The 16,124-nt window shown below is 37.1% G+C and carries 16 protein-coding genes and 1 pseudogene; 4 read left to right on the top strand and 13 right to left on the bottom strand.

Features of this window, described 5'->3' with window-relative positions; all coding sequences use genetic code 11:
• Nucleotides 1-271 precede the first annotated feature (271 nt).
• Nucleotides 272-1,036: a DeoR/GlpR family DNA-binding transcription regulator gene (locus tag IGJ50_RS02860; RefSeq protein ID WP_429948824.1), complete on the top strand. Its 765-nt coding sequence runs from the start codon at nt 272-274 to the stop codon at nt 1,034-1,036.
• 108 nt (nt 1,037-1,144) lie between these two features.
• On the opposite strand, the gene IGJ50_RS02855 is transcribed toward IGJ50_RS02860, so the two are convergent.
• From IGJ50_RS02855 to IGJ50_RS02795, 13 genes are all read right to left on the bottom strand, one after another.
• Nucleotides 1,145-1,687: a dihydrofolate reductase family protein gene (locus tag IGJ50_RS02855; RefSeq protein WP_069639000.1), complete on the bottom strand. Its 543-nt coding sequence runs from the start codon at nt 1,685-1,687 to the stop codon at nt 1,145-1,147.
• A 126-nt stretch (nt 1,688-1,813) separates the two neighbouring features.
• Nucleotides 1,814-2,503, bottom strand: a complete 690-nt coding sequence (locus IGJ50_RS02850) for a uroporphyrinogen-III synthase (RefSeq protein WP_207121055.1) — start codon at nt 2,501-2,503, stop codon at nt 1,814-1,816.
• Complete coding sequence (hemC, locus tag IGJ50_RS02845) at nt 2,500-3,408, bottom strand: hydroxymethylbilane synthase (RefSeq protein ID WP_207121054.1); 909 nt, start codon at nt 3,406-3,408, stop codon at nt 2,500-2,502. Before hemC ends, IGJ50_RS02850 begins: the two co-directional genes overlap by 4 nt.
• Nucleotides 3,409-3,455: 47 nt before the next feature.
• The gene (locus IGJ50_RS02840) at nt 3,456-4,241 is read right to left on the bottom strand and encodes a formate/nitrite transporter family protein (RefSeq protein ID WP_207121053.1); all 786 of its coding nucleotides are present in this window, start codon (nt 4,239-4,241) and stop codon (nt 3,456-3,458) included.
• Between the two features lie 324 nt (nt 4,242-4,565).
• Nucleotides 4,566-5,546: a uroporphyrinogen-III C-methyltransferase gene (cobA, locus tag IGJ50_RS02835; protein WP_429948822.1), complete on the bottom strand. Its 981-nt coding sequence runs from the start codon at nt 5,544-5,546 to the stop codon at nt 4,566-4,568.
• A gap of 3 nt (nt 5,547-5,549) precedes the next feature.
• Nucleotides 5,550-5,855, bottom strand: a complete 306-nt coding sequence (gene nirD / locus IGJ50_RS02830; RefSeq protein ID WP_429948820.1) for a nitrite reductase small subunit NirD — start codon at nt 5,853-5,855, stop codon at nt 5,550-5,552.
• A 2-nt stretch (nt 5,856-5,857) separates the two neighbouring features.
• The gene (gene nirB, locus IGJ50_RS02825) at nt 5,858-8,260 is read right to left on the bottom strand and encodes a nitrite reductase large subunit NirB (RefSeq protein ID WP_429948818.1); all 2,403 of its coding nucleotides are present in this window, start codon (nt 8,258-8,260) and stop codon (nt 5,858-5,860) included.
• Between the two features lie 134 nt (nt 8,261-8,394).
• Nucleotides 8,395-9,237, bottom strand: a complete 843-nt coding sequence (locus IGJ50_RS02820) for an STM3941 family protein (protein WP_429948816.1) — start codon at nt 9,235-9,237, stop codon at nt 8,395-8,397.
• Between the two features lie 15 nt (nt 9,238-9,252).
• Complete coding sequence (locus tag IGJ50_RS02815) at nt 9,253-9,693, bottom strand: precorrin-2 dehydrogenase/sirohydrochlorin ferrochelatase family protein (protein ID WP_069638992.1); 441 nt, start codon at nt 9,691-9,693, stop codon at nt 9,253-9,255.
• On the bottom strand, nt 9,681-10,418 hold the full coding sequence (locus IGJ50_RS02810) for a sirohydrochlorin chelatase (protein ID WP_429948814.1): 738 nt from the start codon (nt 10,416-10,418) through the stop codon (nt 9,681-9,683). Before IGJ50_RS02810 ends, IGJ50_RS02815 begins: the two co-directional genes overlap by 13 nt.
• 10 nt (nt 10,419-10,428) lie before the next feature.
• Nucleotides 10,429-11,076, bottom strand: coding sequence for a response regulator transcription factor (locus IGJ50_RS02805; protein WP_069638990.1), 648 nt, complete (start codon nt 11,074-11,076; stop codon nt 10,429-10,431).
• On the bottom strand, nt 11,073-12,092 hold the full coding sequence (locus tag IGJ50_RS02800; RefSeq protein WP_429948812.1) for a sensor histidine kinase: 1,020 nt from the start codon (nt 12,090-12,092) through the stop codon (nt 11,073-11,075). The genes IGJ50_RS02805 and IGJ50_RS02800 overlap by 4 nt, the downstream gene beginning before the upstream one ends.
• Before the next feature lie 9 nt (nt 12,093-12,101).
• Nucleotides 12,102-12,530, bottom strand: coding sequence for a GAF domain-containing protein (locus IGJ50_RS02795; protein WP_069638988.1), 429 nt, complete (start codon nt 12,528-12,530; stop codon nt 12,102-12,104).
• Between the two features lie 100 nt (nt 12,531-12,630).
• Here IGJ50_RS02795 and IGJ50_RS02790 point away from each other — a divergent pair, with 100 nt between their 5' ends.
• The 3 genes and pseudogenes from IGJ50_RS02790 to IGJ50_RS02780 all read left to right on the top strand — a co-directional run bounded on the left by IGJ50_RS02790 (nt 12,631) and on the right by IGJ50_RS02780 (nt 15,605).
• Complete coding sequence (locus tag IGJ50_RS02790; protein WP_429948810.1) at nt 12,631-14,136, top strand: amino acid permease; 1,506 nt, start codon at nt 12,631-12,633, stop codon at nt 14,134-14,136.
• A gap of 153 nt (nt 14,137-14,289) precedes the next feature.
• Nucleotides 14,290-15,041: pseudogene (locus tag IGJ50_RS02785) on the top strand (MurR/RpiR family transcriptional regulator).
• A gap of 144 nt (nt 15,042-15,185) precedes the next feature.
• Complete coding sequence (locus IGJ50_RS02780; RefSeq protein ID WP_207121044.1) at nt 15,186-15,605, top strand: effector binding domain-containing protein; 420 nt, start codon at nt 15,186-15,188, stop codon at nt 15,603-15,605.
• The last annotated feature ends 519 nt before the right edge of the window (nt 15,606-16,124 follow it).

Here is a 16,124-nt window from a genome sequence, read left to right as displayed (position 1 = left end):
GCTTTTAACCTTCACTTTGTCAACGTTTATTTTCGTTTGTTTTCGTTTTTAATAAAAAAGAAAGTTATCGAAAACAAAAATTAAAAGTAATCTGTCTAGAGATTAGGTCAATATAGCCTTTTTCAGAGAGAACAATTAAACTTTTAGAGTGAATGAATTGTTTCATTTTTTCTTATAAGACAAAAAACGAAAGTAAACGACAACAAATTTGTCATTTGACCCTTAATCCTGTATACTTTAGCTAACATAAGGAGTTAAGGAGGAATAAAAATTGTATACAGACCAAAGAAGAGAGAAGATTTTGTCCCTATTGCAGGAACAAGAGTCTGTATCTGTTAATGGATTAACAGAAGTTTTAAATGTCTCCAGAGCCACGATTCGCTCTGATTTAAACTATTTAAGTAAGAATAATCTTTTGATTCGTACACATGGCGGAGCCATTCGCAGCAAAGAGGATGAAACGCTTAAAATAGACAAAAATTATGATATTCGCAAACAAAAGAATATAGATAAGAAAACACAGATTGCCAAAAAAGCCTTAGCTTATATTCAACCTGGTGAATGTATTGTGTTAGATGCTAGCTCAACTTGTTATGAGTTGGCAAAATTGATCGATCAATCTGATTTAAAATTAACGATTTTAACGAATGGTATCCGGACAGCGTCGTTATTGAAGGAAAATTTTAATTTGACGGTGATTTTAATCGGTGGTGTTGTTAAGGGCTCTTCCAATGCGGTTGAAGGAATTCTAGGGATTGAGATTTTGAAGAAGCTAAATATCGATACCTTGTTTACTTCGGCATACGCGATTTCTTCCTCTGAAGGTTTATCTGATTTTAATTTATATGAAGTGGAATTAAAAAAACGTATGGTAGAAATTGCACCACATACGATCGCATTGATCGATAGTACTAAATTTGAGAAAAAATCAATTGCAACATTTGCTAAATTAAATCAATTAGAAGTGTTGATTACGGATGATCAATTATTGGATGACGTTAAAAAATATTATGAAAATGATGTTAAAATTTTGTAAATCAATTTTTTTATTCGTAATAAAATACCTAGCTTTTGCCTTTGATAGACAGGAGCTAGGTTTTTTTCATATTTGAGAAAATACCTTGAATTACAGTGTTGCTATAACCTATGAATGAGCTTTTGTTGAATAGGTAGTATATACCAGATCATTTTTTTCATATACATGCTCAACTTGTAAACTAACCGGTCCATTCAACTCATTGAATAACCGAATCCCTTTTCCTAAAATCGTTGGGATTGTTGTCAGAATATAGGTATCAATCAAGTTTGCTTCCACTAAAGGTGCAATAATACTAGCGCCACCAACGACCCAGATTGCTTTTCCCTCTTGTTCTTTTAATTCCTGAATCAACTTTACGGGCCCTTGATTTGTAAAAAACAGCTTGTCTGTACTTTTATCTGGATGACTCGTGATGACATAAGATAGCTGTTCTTCATAGGGATACTGCTCTGGAGATAATTCATTGACTACTTGATCATAAGTCGTTCGCCCCATCACCACTGTATCGATCTTTTCCATTAATTCTTGGTAACTAGTATCCTCTTCTACTAATTCAATCCCGCCACCTAAAAAATCAATACTACCATCTGGCTCTGCGATATATCCATCAACACTTGCTGCGATATATAAAATAACTTCTCTACTCACAAAAAAACCTCCATCTCAATTAAACGTTCTCTTACCTCGAACTATTTATTGTACCTGTTTTAACGCTTTCGTCAACTACTTTGTCTAACAAAAGAAGCATAGTTGAGAGGAAGTGCATGCCTTCTTTCAACTATACTTCTCTGCTTTTTTGATTATTGCTTCGTAACCATCTTTTAAAATAGCTTGTCTTGTTGTTTCACCTAAACAGTATAGCATCGGCATTTCTTTTAAGGTTGTATTTTTAAAAACTGCAAAAAAACGTTGCCATAAGGACGGACTTGCTAGATAAACTGAGGTTATTTTGTCGGCCAATAAAAGTGTTTTTAGCTTTTGTTGATTTTTCTGAGGAACGTAATTGTCATACAGAATGGGTGTAAACAATTGATGCCCCTTTGCTATTAATTCGCTTTCGCCAAGGTTATCTGCTAAATTACTTTTTGGATATAAAATTGATGTCGGCTCTCTATTACAAGCTGCCCAAGCTTCAAATAGATGCTTTTTTGTTGGGCGTGGTGCTTGAAACATTAATTTTACGTTATTCGCTAAGAGGACTTGAGCAGTCTTCTCACCGATCACAGCAAATTTTTTCTGTTCAACATCTCTTTTACTTATTTGCTGAAAAAAGAATTCCGCAGCATGCTGACTTGTTAGAAAAACCCACTCACTCTGTTTTAGCATTACTTCAAAAGATTGCCCCATTACTCGTCTTTTTAACTCAAGTAAAGGAATTTCCACTGTTTCAAACCCTTTTTGCTGAAAATAAAGACAATCGTCGACATTATCCTGCGGCAACCGTGTTAGAAGAATCTTTTTCATCGTGATGCCTGATCCATTTCGTTTAGCAAGTCAGCTGCTACTTGCTTTCCAACACCGACTAATTCTTGTACAACAATACTTTTAGTGAATGACTGTTGTAATTCTTTATCGCCTAAGAACCCTGAAAAGTGATAGCCGTTTTGTTTTTGAACAGCATAGGCTCCAATCGGGATGTCACAATTTCCATTTAACATTGCTAAAAAAGCCCGTTCTTCCATAACTAATCTTCTTGTTGATAAATCATCGATTGGTCTTAAAAAGTCGTTCATCGCTTGATCCTGACTGCGACATTCTACCGCTAAAGCTCCTTGTCCTACAGCTGGAATACATTGTTCGCACGTTAAAATATGATAAGGGTGCGTAGGATCAGCAAACCAATTCAATCGCTTTAACCCTGCAACAGCTAAAACAATGCCATCTAGTCCTTGCTCTTCCATTCGTTTCAAACGAGTCCCCACATTCCCTCGAATCGATTCCACTTGAATATCTTCGCGTAAATTTTTCATTTGAAATTCACGTCGTAAACTACTCGTTCCGATTCTAGCAGTGTTGGGCAACTCTGCTACAGAGCTAGCTTCTCTAAAAATCAGACAATCAGCTGGATCACTTCTTTCTGGAATCGCAGCTAGTGTCAAACTATCTGCAACTTTTGCAGGCATATCTTTTAAACTATGGACCGCAAAATCGATCGAGCCTTTCAATAAAGCCTGCTCTACTTCATTGATAAATAATCCTTTTCCACCGATTTTAGACAAACTAACAGAAAGCATTTGGTCTCCTTTAGTTGTCATTGGAACAATTTCAACTGGAAAATCACCATGAGCCTCTTTCAGTAAATCTAATACGATCATTGTTTGTTTCATTGCTAAAGGACTATTTCTGGTACCGACACGGACGGTTTTCATTCAATTTACTTCCTTTTTCTTGACTTCTCTTTTTATCATACTAGATTTTATTTTTTTGACAACTGGCCAGTGCCAACTTTATATGCTAAGAAATAAAGCCCTGCTACAAAGAAACCTCCGCCAATGATATTTCCCAGATAGACACTCACCATATTTTGCCCAAAAGCCGACCAAGTATTGCCGCCTAAAAGAATCCCCATCGGAATCAAAAACATATTTGCCACAACATGTTGGAAGCCACAAATCACAAAGCCCATGATTGGTAGGAAAATCCCTACAATCTTACCAATGAAATCTTTTGCCGCAAAATTTAAATACACGGCTGTGCTGACTAAGAAATTACAGGCAATCCCTGAAAGAAATCCTTGTAAAAAAGTATCTTTGGTTCGACCAAGTGAAACTTGAATTGCTCGTTCAGCAAAATCCCCTTGTAAAGCGCCGCTTAAATAGCCAAAGAAGTAGGCTACAAATAAAGAACCGATCAGATTGAAAAGCGTCACGATCACAATATTTCTCAGCCATTCTTTGCCACTGATTTTTCTAGCAAATAACGCCATCGAAACAACCATCATGTTTCCCGTAACCAGTTCTCCCCCAGCTAACAATAAACAAATCAGCCCAAACGGAAACACAGCTGCACCGATCACATTTACCAGCGACCCCCATTCCTTTGGCATCGTTCCCATTGCTCTAATCATCGCAATCCCTGCAACAGCGATAAAAACACCTGCTAAAAATCCTAATACTGCTAACGTCAAAAAACTAGCACGCGCTTTTTGCACGCCTTTTTCAATTGTAACATCCACTATTTCTGGTGGTTGAAGTGATCCCATATTTACCTCCTTGATTTAAAAGCGAAGTGGGCTCGTTAAACCTTGACTGAAAAATAGGAAATTATGACTGAGGCGCTCTTTGCCTTATTCATAATTTATCTTTTTTCCGAAAGGTTAGCCCATGCAGCTAGATAATACATGGTAACAACGTTCCGCTTCGCTGCACCTTGTACTTTTCAACATCAGTTCTTTTCATTCACTGTGTTTCAAAGCAAAAGCGTAGCGGGCTCGTTAAACCTTGACTGAAAAATAGAAAAATATGTTTGTGACGCTCTCTGTCACAAGCAGATTTTATCTTTTTTTCGAGAGACTAGCCCGCGTAGCTTAATTAATTTGCTCATTTAAAACATCCCATTGATTTTTATACATCCTCGTCAATTCTTGATCCAAATACACAACTTCATCAAAAGAGTGATCACTTAAATACCACTGATGCACCTCATCAAAACGCTGATCACGATGCTCACCAACTTGAATTGCATACACATCAGCTCCTTGTTGTGTATAGGCCAAAATCGTTTCAAAATCGATTTTATCAGTATCGAGCAACAAGATTTTATGTCCAAACAACGGCAATTGTTCAAACCAATCCGCACCCTTCCGACAAGAAACGACCTTTCCTAAAATGATCAACGCTGGATTTTGAACTTGATGCTCTTCAATAGTTGCTACCATCGTTTGAATCGTGGCTGTGATCGTACGCTGACGACCTAAGCTTCCCCACTCAACGATTGCCACTGGTAATTGTGGTGAAACCTCTTGCTCTAAAAGTTTCTGCTGTGTACTTTTGACTTTTTCTACGCCCATATATAAACAAATCGTACCGTTTGCTGTCAGACCTTTAAAATCAATTGATTCGTCCGCTTGACGATGAGCGGTTGCTAGCGTTAATTTACTACTATACTCACGGTGCGTTAGTGGGATTCCACTATAACTACTAGCAGCCGAAGCAGCGGTAACCCCAGGAACGATTTCATAGCTGATTCCTTCACTTTGAAGTGTACTGATTTCTTCTCCTACACGACCAAAAATACCAGGATCGCCGCCTTTCAACCTCACCACGATCTGATCTCGTTGTCCTACTTCTACCAATAATTGATTAATATTTTTTTGCTTTAATACATGATTTTTCGGATATTTCCCGCTATAAATAAAACGTGCCGAATCTTTTGCAAGGTACAATAAAACTGGATGAACCAATCGATCGTAAATGATCACATCTGCTGATTCCAGTACTCTTTTCCCTTTAAGTGTCAATAGCTCAGGATCTCCCGAACCAGCACCAACAAAATAAACTTTTCCCATAAACTACACCACGATATAAACAAGATCATCTTCGACAATCGCTTCATACGCGCGAACGCACCCTTCATCTGGCTCTTGGACTTGCCCATCATCCAAATTGATTTTATAGTCATGTAATGGACAAAATACATAGTCACCAGAAACGGTTCCTTCAGCTAAAGGCCCTTGTTTATGTGGACAAACATTTTCAATTGCTTTGACACGATCATCGCTTAAACGAAACACAGCAATTTTCTGCTGTCCAACGATCACTTCTTTGCCCATTCTAGGTGCTAACTCTTCTAATTGCCCAACATAAATTTTTTTCATTTTTATACTCTCCCCACTGTGTATAACTCTTGCTGTGTTTTATGATCTTCAACCACTTCATCCCAAGGATTGCCGCGACGTCCAGCAACTGCTTCATCAAGTGCCGCTAGCAATTCTTGACGTTTTTCAGCATTTAGCAAGACTTCTTTCACAACCTCAAAGCCCATACGTTCGATCCATGGTGCAGTGCGTTCTGCATAGATACCCGTTTCTCGATAATATTGCAGCATAGCTCCACAAATATCGATCACTTCTTGCTCTGTTTCCACGGTCGTTAGTAATACTGCTTCTTTGACTTCTGTTCCGCCATTTCCACCAACATAGATTTGGAAACCATTTTCCACGCCGATGATGCCAAAATCTTTCACACCACTTTCCACGCAACTTCTTGGACAAGCAGAAACACCCATTTTGAATTTATGTGGGGTATCGATAAACTCATAACGTTGTTCTAGTTTGATACCAAGTCCCATTGAATCTTGCGTACCAAAACGACAGAAATTCGCACCCACACAGGTTTTCACTGAACGAACCGCTTTTGCATAGGCACCAGCTGCTTTCATATCTAGTTCTTCCCAGATTTTTGGTAAGTCTTCTTTTTTCACTCCGTATAAGCCAATGCGTTGGCTACCGGTTACTTTGACCATTGGTACATCATATTTTTCTGCCACTTTGGCAATCAATAGTAATTGCTGTGGATTGGTTTTCCCACCACGCATTCTTGGAATCACTGAAAATGTACCATCGTTTTGGATGTTAGCATATAGTCGTTCGTTGACATAACGAGATTCTTTTTCATCCTCATGTTCTTTAGGCCATGCTACATTTAAATAAAAATTGATTGCGGGTCGGCACTTTGGACAACCTTCTGGATTGGTAAAATCCAGTTCACGATAGACTTCTTCAGAAGAAGTTAATTTTTTTGCGTAGATTTGGGTTACGATTTGATCTCTTGTTAAATCAGTACACGCGCAAATCCCAGTTGGTGCAGAAACGACCTCGCCACCTAAAGCATAAGCCAAGACATCGCCAATCACTGATTTACATTTTCCACAAGAACCGCCTGCTTTGGTGTGTTTGGTCACATCTGCCACAGAGGTCAAGTCTTTTTCATTAATTGCGGTCATGATCGTTTTTTTATCGATTCCGTTACAACCACAGATCACTTCATCATCTGGCCATTCGCTTACGTCAGCGCTAGCTTCTTCACCCACCATATGCAAAAGAGAAACTGGTGTATAGTCTTCAATGCTTTCGTTTTTCTTGAGAATATTATAATAGCGATTGCCTTCACTTGTATCTCCGTAAAGAACAACACCGATAACTTGATTGTCTCGAACAAAAATTTTCTTATAAGTATAATTTAAACCGTCAAACGCTTCGATGCTGTTGATTCCCTCAGTCTCTTTAATCGTTCCAGCAGAATATAAATCGCAGCCAGAGACTTTTAAAGACGTGAAAGTAGTACTCCCTTGATAAGGTTTCGCTTCACGATCTGTCAGCACATCCGCTAATACTTTGCCTTGTTCAAATAATGGTGCAACTAAACCGTAGACATTGCCGTTATGTTCAGCACATTCACCTACTGCAAAAACATCTGGAATATTGGTTTTCATAAAATCATCCACAACGATTCCACGGTTGACTTCGATAGCCGTTGTTTTTGCTAGCGTTGTTTCTGAACGAATCCCGATCGACATCACGACCATATCCGTTTCAATCGTAGTTCCGTCACTAAAAGCTAAACCAGTAACACGATTTTCACCAAGGATTTTTTGCGTAGCTTTTTCCATTAAAAATTTCAACCCTTGTTTTTCTAAATCGGCTTGTAACATCTTCCCTGCTTTTTCATCTAACTGAGTTTCCATCAGCCATTTTTCTAAATGAACAACCGTTACGTCCATTCCTTGATCTAACAACCCTTTTGCCGCTTCTAAGCCAAGTAAACCGCCACCAATCACGACGGCTTTTTGGTATTTTTGAGCTGCTTCAAGCATATTTTCTGTGTCATCGATTGTTCTAAAGCCAACAACACCAGGTAGTTTAGCACCTTCAACAGGTAAAATAAATGCTCTGGAACCTGTAGCTAAAATACATTTATCATAAGAAATTTCTTTCCCTGATTGTGTCGTGATCTTTTTATTCGTAGTATCCATTTGAACGGCTGGATCATGATTGATCAACTCAATCTGATTTTCTTCATACCATTCGAGTGGGTTCGTGATGATTTCTGAAACCGTCATTTTCTTTTGTAAAACATTACTTAGCATGATCCGGTTGTAATTTGGATAGTTTTCTTCTCCGATGATCGTGATTTGATAGCGTTCAGGGACACGATCTAAGATTTCTTCTATTGTACGCACACCAGCCATACCATTTCCAATTAAGACAAGCTTTTCTTTCATTCTATATAAACTCTCCTTTTGTGATTTTTTGAGCAATCCGTTCGATGCTTTGTCTTTTTTAGAATAACAAGAATAAAAGCCGCTGACTATTAGGGAATCACCTAATAGTCAGCGGCTTTTCATGTTCCATTCATTTATTTCTCTAGTTCTTTCTCTTTCAATTTCTGCTCATTCGTTAACTTTCCTTTAGTACTATAGGATTCAAACACCACTAAAATAAGACCCATGGCAATAATCGCTTCTAAAATGAAATTGATAATTTCAACTTCTCTAGATTCTCTGATTCCAACAGAAAATAAACTGATGATCCACAAGAGTACAAACATTACGAGAGCAAGCAGTGCGGCTGCTACGATGAATCCTCGAATCTTACCACCTTGGGTTTGTTTTGTTTCTTCCATATTGCTTTCACGATTGCTTTCACGGTTTTGCTCAATCGATTCTTTATTTTCTGAAGTATTTTCATCTGCGCAATCTTTTGGTGCATACTCTTGCAAGAGCGATCTCAAATAGAGTATAACTTCTTTTTCTTGATAACCTTTGATCGCTTGATAATTGAAATAGACACCGTTTTGGGCTTGAAATTTTTGGTTCAATTTACTTGTCTGGATTCCTAGTTCTTCATAGATCTTGTCATCATTAATAAAAATAACGCCTTGTTCATATGCATAGCTGATACTTTCAATGTTATCCCAAGGAATCGAATACTTTGCTTTGTTTGTAAAAATTGAATAAATCGTTAGTTGTTCTGGTGTCCAACTGATCACCTTTTTCCCTTTAATGCTCAAATAAATTCCTTTAATAAAATAATAGCCAAAGAAAAGAACACCTGCAAAAAAGAGTAACATGATGAATGTTTCATTGATACTCATTAAAAGACCAAATACCATTAGCCAACCAAAAACGCCAAAAAAAGAAATTAAAACGGTTCTTCCTAAAGTTTTGTTTTTCTTTTCTATTAAATACTGTTCACCCATTTTTTTCCTACCTTTTTATTTATTCTTTTTACTCAATAAATTGACTAACGCTTGTTTCTTTCCTTTTAACGCAGCAGGATCTGTCCCATAAGAAGATAGTGCAATCAAATAATCCTCCTGTTCAATCGTACTCATATTATAAAAGTCACTGTTTTCTTTTTGGCTGCAATCATTGACCCATTGATACGCTTTAGCATCTTTGACGATTTGTTGATTGATCGTTTTAGAATCTGTACAGGCAAAAATCAGATGGGCTTCTTTGATCCTTTCAGCAGTGTAAGTTGCTGTGATTAACGTGGTATTCACTAATTCATTGAATTCAGGCAGAAAGGTTGGTGCAACAAGCGTTACTTGTCCATGAGCTTTTAAAATCTCTACTGTTTTTCGTAACGCGATTCTTCCGCCTCCGATGATTACGATTTTCTTACCTGTCAAATTAAGCATTACTGGATACATGCGACGGCCTCATTAACGATTTGTTCCAAATCAAGTAATATTCGTGGATCGAATTCTAACGTTCGTGTGATCGTAATCTCCGTTGTTGGAAAGGTTTCGTTTAACTTATTTTTCATGATCGTAATCAAATGCCCATCAAATAAAAAGAATGGTACGATCACTATTTTTTGCTTCTCTATTACTAGCTTTTTACTATCTAACAAATAATCTTGTTGCCCTTTTAAACTTGTTGGAATAATTGAAAACCCGACTTGCTGCTGGATTTCCTTTGCAATTTCAATTAACACTTGTTGCGGCTCATCCGTTTGCTTTGTTCCATGAGCCACTAACATACCTACTAATTGCTCATCTGGATAAGCGTCGGCGACTTCTTGGAAACGTTCTAATAAGACTTGACGGCTCCCTTTCTTACTACCAAATGTTTCCGTTTGACTAAATTGAACCTCTGGATGCTGTGTTTTGACTGTTGCAAGTGCGGCGGGAATATCCACTAAAGCATGTTTGGCGGCGAATAATAATACTGGTACAACGATTATTTTCGTCACCCCTTTGTTGATCATTTCTGTCGCAACGCTTGGAATCGTATCTGGATGATTTTCTAAAAAAGCTGTTGCTTGGTAAAACTTTGGATCTAGCCTTTTTTCTAATCGTTGAATAAAGTCCATTGCAGCTTGATTTTTTTCAGCTTTTTGACTACCGTGAAAGATATAAAGAATTCCGATCATTTTTCTCACCTCATAAGTCGATTAATTGATGTTTCATACTATATTGCAATAATTCGCTAAATGTTTCAACTTCTAATTTTTTCATTACGTGGGATTTGTGTACCTCCACTGTTTTAACAGAAATAAATAACCGTTCAGCAATCTCTTTGTTGCTATAACCTAAAGACACAAGCGGTAAAACTTCACGTTCTCTTTTGGACAGACGCTTGTATTTCTCATCTTTTTCCTCTTTATCAACTTTTTTTAGCCAATAGTTTTGCTCATACGAACCAAACAATGGATCGATCACAATGTTTCCAGCGGCGACTTGCTGGATTGCCTTTAATAAGACAATATCTTGCGAGCTTTTAAGAATGTATCCCATTGCACCGTATTTTAACGCTGTGCGAATATATTCTTCCTCATCATGCATACTCAAAATAATCGTCTTCACTTGAGGAAAATGCTCTGTAATACGCCGTGTTGTTTGTAAGCCGTTTTCACCTGGTGGCATCCTCATATCCATCAAGACAACATCCACAGGATATTTCTCAAGTAGTAAAAATGCTTCAGTACCATCTGCGGCATCCCCTACCACAGTAATATCCGGTTGGCTTTCTAGTAACAAACGAAGACCACTTCTAACTACTGCATGATCATCTGCTATGATAATGTTCATTTGAGAACCTCCCATTGAATAGGCAAACGCAATATCACAACGGTTCCTTCTGATTTTTCCGAGTGAACTGTTAGATGCCCGCCAATCGATTCTGCTCTTTCCTGCATATTTAAAAGACCTAAACCTTGACTAAATTCGGTCACTTTTTGGATGTCAAACCCTTTGCCATGATCTCGAACAGTTAGAACGAGATGTGCTGCTTGTTCGCTTAGTGTAACAAACAATTCATCTACAATAGCATGTTTGATACTGTTCATGACACTTTCTTGTAAGACGCGGTAGGTAATTGTTTCCACACGATCAGGAAAACGTTTATTTTCGATCATCGGAATAAAATGAATCACTACACCCGTTGTTTCTGTCAAACGATGCAATAAAGTCTCGATTGCTGGAATCAAGCCTAGGTCATCTAAAGCTGTCGGCCGTAAATCCATCGCCAGCTGTTTCACCTCACCGAGTAAGGCAACAAAATCTTCATCGATTTTTTGTAGTTTTATTGATAAGTCCTCTGTTTGCTGACACCATTTTAACTGTCTCGTTTCCAACATCAGACTATAAATACTTTGAGCCAGTCCATCATGCAGTTCTTGAGACAATACGCGACGCTCATTTTCATGGGCTTGATTGACGTATTCAATCAAACGTTTATTTTGAATCACTTGTTGCAGACGATCTTCAACCGCTAAACGACGAATACTCAGCAAGGTCTTACGTTGATCAATCATCGTATAACTACCGCTAAATTGCTCTTGTCCACCTTTTAAGTTTTCTAAAACCAAAGGAAAGGCCGCTTGATCCCAATCAGCTCTTACCTCACAATCTAGACATTTCTCCATCGTAGAATGAAGCATACAGCCTTCTCCTTTAGCAATCTCTAGCACTTTTTCTAAAGGAAACAGATAGCTAGAAGCCAAGTCGTTCGCCGCTTTATTCTGCCTAATACACGTATTTCCATCAATTAAAAAAAGTGCATCTTTAGTTTCTTCAAATACTTTTTCAATTATGCTTATTTCCATTTTTTTCACCTATAAATAAACAACAAGTTCATTTGTTTTGTCTTTAGCAACAGTCAAAAAATCTTCTGTAATAATTGTTTTTTGTCGATAGCCGATGAGCAGAACCCCCTTCACTTCACCATTCTCCAATGCTGGAAAGGCTGCAACCGTTTCTAGTTTTTCCAGCCGTGTAATCGGCAGTTCAATTAATTTTTCCGGTTGCTTTTGTAATTCTGTCGCTTGGTATGCTCGCCCAGTTCGCCAAACAATACCACCAATACCTTTCCCAACTTGCAGCCGAATCCGTTGATAATGTTGATTAGTATTTCCAGCCACATAATTCCAACGGATCACTCGGACTTTAGTCACCTCATTAATTGTGGACAATGCTAAAGCAACAAAATCAACGTGAAGTTCCTCTTTTATTTGCTCGATTCTTCGTTGAATCTGATCCGTCATTTGACTACTCCTATTCCCTAATTTTTGATAAAAAGCTTGTTTTCTACTAAATCTTCTCTTATTCTTAAGCCAACATATCTTATTTTAGAAGGATTTTTTAATGAAAACAACCACTACTTTCAGTTCCAAGCATTTAGTAATGATCATTACGATGACTGTTTTTTCTTTTTCTAGTATGACGACAGCTTTTTTCTTAATGGGCATCAAAGCGTTTCCGTATTTTATCGGTGCAGCTCTGTTTTATTTTATTCCCTATGCTATCATTATAGCAGAATTTACTGGGGTTTATAAAAATCATATTGGCGGATTGTATCACTGGCTGGCTGGTCATCTCTCTGAACAAATTGCGTTTATTGCTGCTTTTTTATGGTATTGTAGTTATTTTATTTGGATGATCAGTTTATTTATGAAGATTTGGATTCCTGCATCGATTTTACTTTTTGGTGAAGATTTAACAAAAAAAAATACGACGAGCTCTTATTTTTCAACGTCTAGCATAATCGGTTTGTTCTCTATTCTAGCAGTTGTAGTAATGCTCTTTTTTGTGAGTAGAGGCTTTAAAGGGATTGCATCTTTATTATATTTAAGCGGAATTATGATGACTGTCTTACTTGTTGCAAGTCTTGGCGGTAATTTATTGCTATGGATCACCAATCGCCCTGATATCCTACCAAACCTTACGGCTAGTTTCAAAGTGATTCCGACAGACTCGTCATCTGAACAAAGCTTGGTCGGGCAGTTGTCTTTTCTGATTTTTGCGATTACAGCCTTTGGTGGTCTAGACACAATTGCAAGCTTAGTTGATAAAACAGGCAAACAAAAAAAACAATTTCCCAAATTATTGATTTTCAGCAGTTTTTTCGTTGTTAGTTGTTATTTTTTAGGTATTCTTTTATGGAGCGGCGGAACAGATTTAGTTCGTTTAAAAGCCAATAATAGTATTCATTTAGGGAATTTAATGTATGAATTAATGGAACAGTTAGGCTATGCTTGTGGTCACGCACTTTCTTTATCAGCTGCACACGTTCAATTATTAGCCCAAGTACTTACTCGTTTTACTGCTTTGACGCTATTACTTTCTTATATTAGTTTATTATCGACGATTTTTTATCTGCCGATTCGAACGCTTGTAGAGGGGACCCCTAAGCATTATTGGCACCCTCGTTTAAAACAAAAAAATAAACATGATATGCCGATTTATGCCTTGCTGATTCAAGGGGGACTGGTTAGTTTGTTTATTTTAGGTATTAGTCTTGGCAGTCACTATGTTGTCTTTTTATATAACCAACTGACGCTGATGACAAATCTTTCCAGAGCTATTCCTTATTTATTAGTGGCGCTTGCATACCCAGCCTTTAAGAAAAAACAATTAAAAGACAAACCAGAAACCGTTCTGATTCATTCAAACGCCTACGCTGTTTTTCTTAGTCGCAGTGTGATCATCAGTATTAGTTTAGCTATAGGCTTCCAACTTTATCAGCCTCTCTCTCAAGGAAATCTACTACAGAGTCTAACCTTATTGATGGGGCCTTTGCTATTTACATTGCTTGCTTATTTTCTTTATCAACGGTTCCACAGAAGAAAAGAATTAACGCAAAACAGTTAGGAAAATTAATTTTCTTTGACTGTTTTTTTTTTAGCTAAAAAAAGTAATAACAAGCGAAATAACTATGTTTCCTGTAGAATACAAAGGAAACATTTTTTCATTTCTTATATAAAAAATGAAGGAACCGTATTTTTTTGTACAGGGGGAATCTTTTTGTTTGATTTAGAAAAAGTCCAGTCGTTAAATGAGCTAGAAATTCTTCTTTATCACTATGTTTTGGAACATATGGATAATATTCCAAAGCTGACGATTCGTCAACTTTCCACAAATGGTCATGTATCCACTTCAACGATTCTACGTTTTTGTTCAAAAATGGGCTTTGATGGTTTTTCTGAATTGAAATACGCTATCAAAAATGGCGAAGAACAACAACCTTTTTTGACCAATTTTACGCTGCTACGATACACGTTGATTCTTTTTTAAAGCGCCTTAATCAACAAACGTACTATGAAACATTGAAACTTGCAATCACGATGATCACCTCCGCTCGTCATGTCGTTTTTTCAGGAATTGGCACCAGTGGGATTTTAGGAACATACGGCAGTCGCTATTTTACAAATATGGGTATCAATGCTTATAGTATCGGTGATCCATTTACCCCAATTCCTCAAAGAGGTTTTGAAAATACGTTAGTAATCATTTTATCTGTTTCAGGAGAAACCTCTGAGCTCATTAAACAGGTCACTGATTTTAAACGGTCAGGAGCTAAAATACTCAGTATTACTAATGATGAGCATTCAACGATAGCTTGGTTGGCTGATTACAACATTTCTTATTACATGCCTGATGAACGATCGATTTACACAGATCCGTATATCAATATCACCACACAAATTCCAGTTGTGGCCTTGATTGAATTACTAGCTCACCAATCAAGTAAAGAGCTTGCTGAAAAATCTGATTAAAACAGAAACTTGCCTGACTAAAATTTTGACAAAATGAAGTAGAATTGCTATGGTTTCTGAGATGATGTACCTCCTGTTTTTAGCAAAACCTAAATCAGTCGTTAAAGTACATCGGACTAATATAAAAGAGGAGCGTGACGATCTATGTCTTTTAGTATCGAGTATTTGAATAGCCAAGAAATCACTGGAAAACAGTACAAGTTCGCTATTCCTAAAACCCCTGAAGATTTTACTGAAGTCAATAATCAGAAATTAGAGATTTTACCTACTGATAAAAAGAAGATTCAGGCCTTTATTATGAATGATCCCGATAAACGTAACGGTACGTATAAATACTTTATCCAAGATAATGACGGAAATCGAACCTTTACATTAGCTGGTGGTACATATGCAGTCTTCACAAATCCTTGGGAAACGTTAGCAGATATCGATCATTTTATTGGTGCCTGCTATGGTGAGCTTTATCAAACCATTGAATATGATATTGGCGGAACAACTAACATTCAGTTACTTGATTTTGAACATAAAAAAATCACCTTAAAACTCCCTGTAGTTAGAAAATAACTATACGACCTGAAAGAAAATGGCTTTTTACTTTTTCTTTCGGTCGTATTTTTGATTGCGTTTGTTTTTTTACATGGTACATGTTTCTCAATAGGCTCAACCTATTTTCAATACGTAAAAATTCTTTTATAGTATAATTGTAAACGTATTCGCAATAGTTAGGTCATAGCGGCCGCTTATTGAAAAAACTACTACAAGCAATTATTTTCCGTCACTTTAGTTAACCAAAGGAGAGGTTTAGAATGAATGAATGGATCAATGAAAAAGTTCTACCACCTGTTTTAAAATTCGTTAATACGAAATCGGTTACAGCATTAAGAAATTGGTTTACCTCGCCTTCAACTCCTCCTCTTTGAATCTCTTCAATCCTTTTCGGTACAATTTTCTAGATTTTGGAACGCAATTCACGTTTTATTGATCTTTTTTTGAGAATTTCATCAGCTTCATCCTGACTTTTAACTATGGTTACGTTTTTTGACAAGGAAGATTTAAACGGCTCATATTCACCTATTTCATTAA

This window comes from Enterococcus sp. AZ101, from assembly GCF_050499005.1.
In the GTDB taxonomy this organism is placed as follows: Bacteria; Bacillota; Bacilli; order Lactobacillales; family Enterococcaceae; genus Enterococcus_L; species Enterococcus_L ureilyticus.
This window is presented reverse-complemented; position numbering and strand designations above follow the sequence as displayed.

Bases quoted from the DNA above. Each gene is read 5' to 3' on its own strand.
- cobA (WP_429948822.1), bottom strand. From the start codon at position 5,546: ATGGGAAAAGTTTATTTTGTTGGTGCTGGTTCGGGAGATCCTGAGCTA.
- IGJ50_RS02815 (WP_069638992.1), bottom strand. From the start codon at position 9,693: ATGTATCCAGTAATGCTTAATTTGACAGGTAAGAAAATCGTAATCATC.
- IGJ50_RS02820 (WP_429948816.1), bottom strand. From the start codon at position 9,237: ATGGGTGAACAGTATTTAATAGAAAAGAAAAACAAAACTTTAGGAAGA.
- IGJ50_RS02780 (WP_207121044.1), top strand. From the start codon at position 15,186: ATGTCTTTTAGTATCGAGTATTTGAATAGCCAAGAAATCACTGGAAAA.
- IGJ50_RS02850 (WP_207121055.1), bottom strand. From the start codon at position 2,503: ATGAAAAAGATTCTTCTAACACGGTTGCCGCAGGATAATGTCGACGAT.
- IGJ50_RS02840 (WP_207121053.1), bottom strand. From the start codon at position 4,241: ATGGGATCACTTCAACCACCAGAAATAGTGGATGTTACAATTGAAAAA.
- IGJ50_RS02805 (WP_069638990.1), bottom strand. From the start codon at position 11,076: ATGAACATTATCATAGCAGATGATCATGCAGTAGTTAGAAGTGGTCTT.
- IGJ50_RS02795 (WP_069638988.1), bottom strand. From the start codon at position 12,530: ATGACGGATCAGATTCAACGAAGAATCGAGCAAATAAAAGAGGAACTT.
- IGJ50_RS02790 (WP_429948810.1), top strand. From the start codon at position 12,631: ATGAAAACAACCACTACTTTCAGTTCCAAGCATTTAGTAATGATCATT.
- hemC (WP_207121054.1), bottom strand. From the start codon at position 3,408: ATGAAAACCGTCCGTGTCGGTACCAGAAATAGTCCTTTAGCAATGAAA.
- IGJ50_RS02800 (WP_429948812.1), bottom strand. From the start codon at position 12,092: ATGGAAATAAGCATAATTGAAAAAGTATTTGAAGAAACTAAAGATGCA.
- IGJ50_RS02810 (WP_429948814.1), bottom strand. From the start codon at position 10,418: ATGATCGGAATTCTTTATATCTTTCACGGTAGTCAAAAAGCTGAAAAA.
- nirB (WP_429948818.1), bottom strand. From the start codon at position 8,260: ATGAAAGAAAAGCTTGTCTTAATTGGAAATGGTATGGCTGGTGTGCGT.
- nirD (WP_429948820.1), bottom strand. From the start codon at position 5,855: ATGAAAAAAATTTATGTTGGGCAATTAGAAGAGTTAGCACCTAGAATG.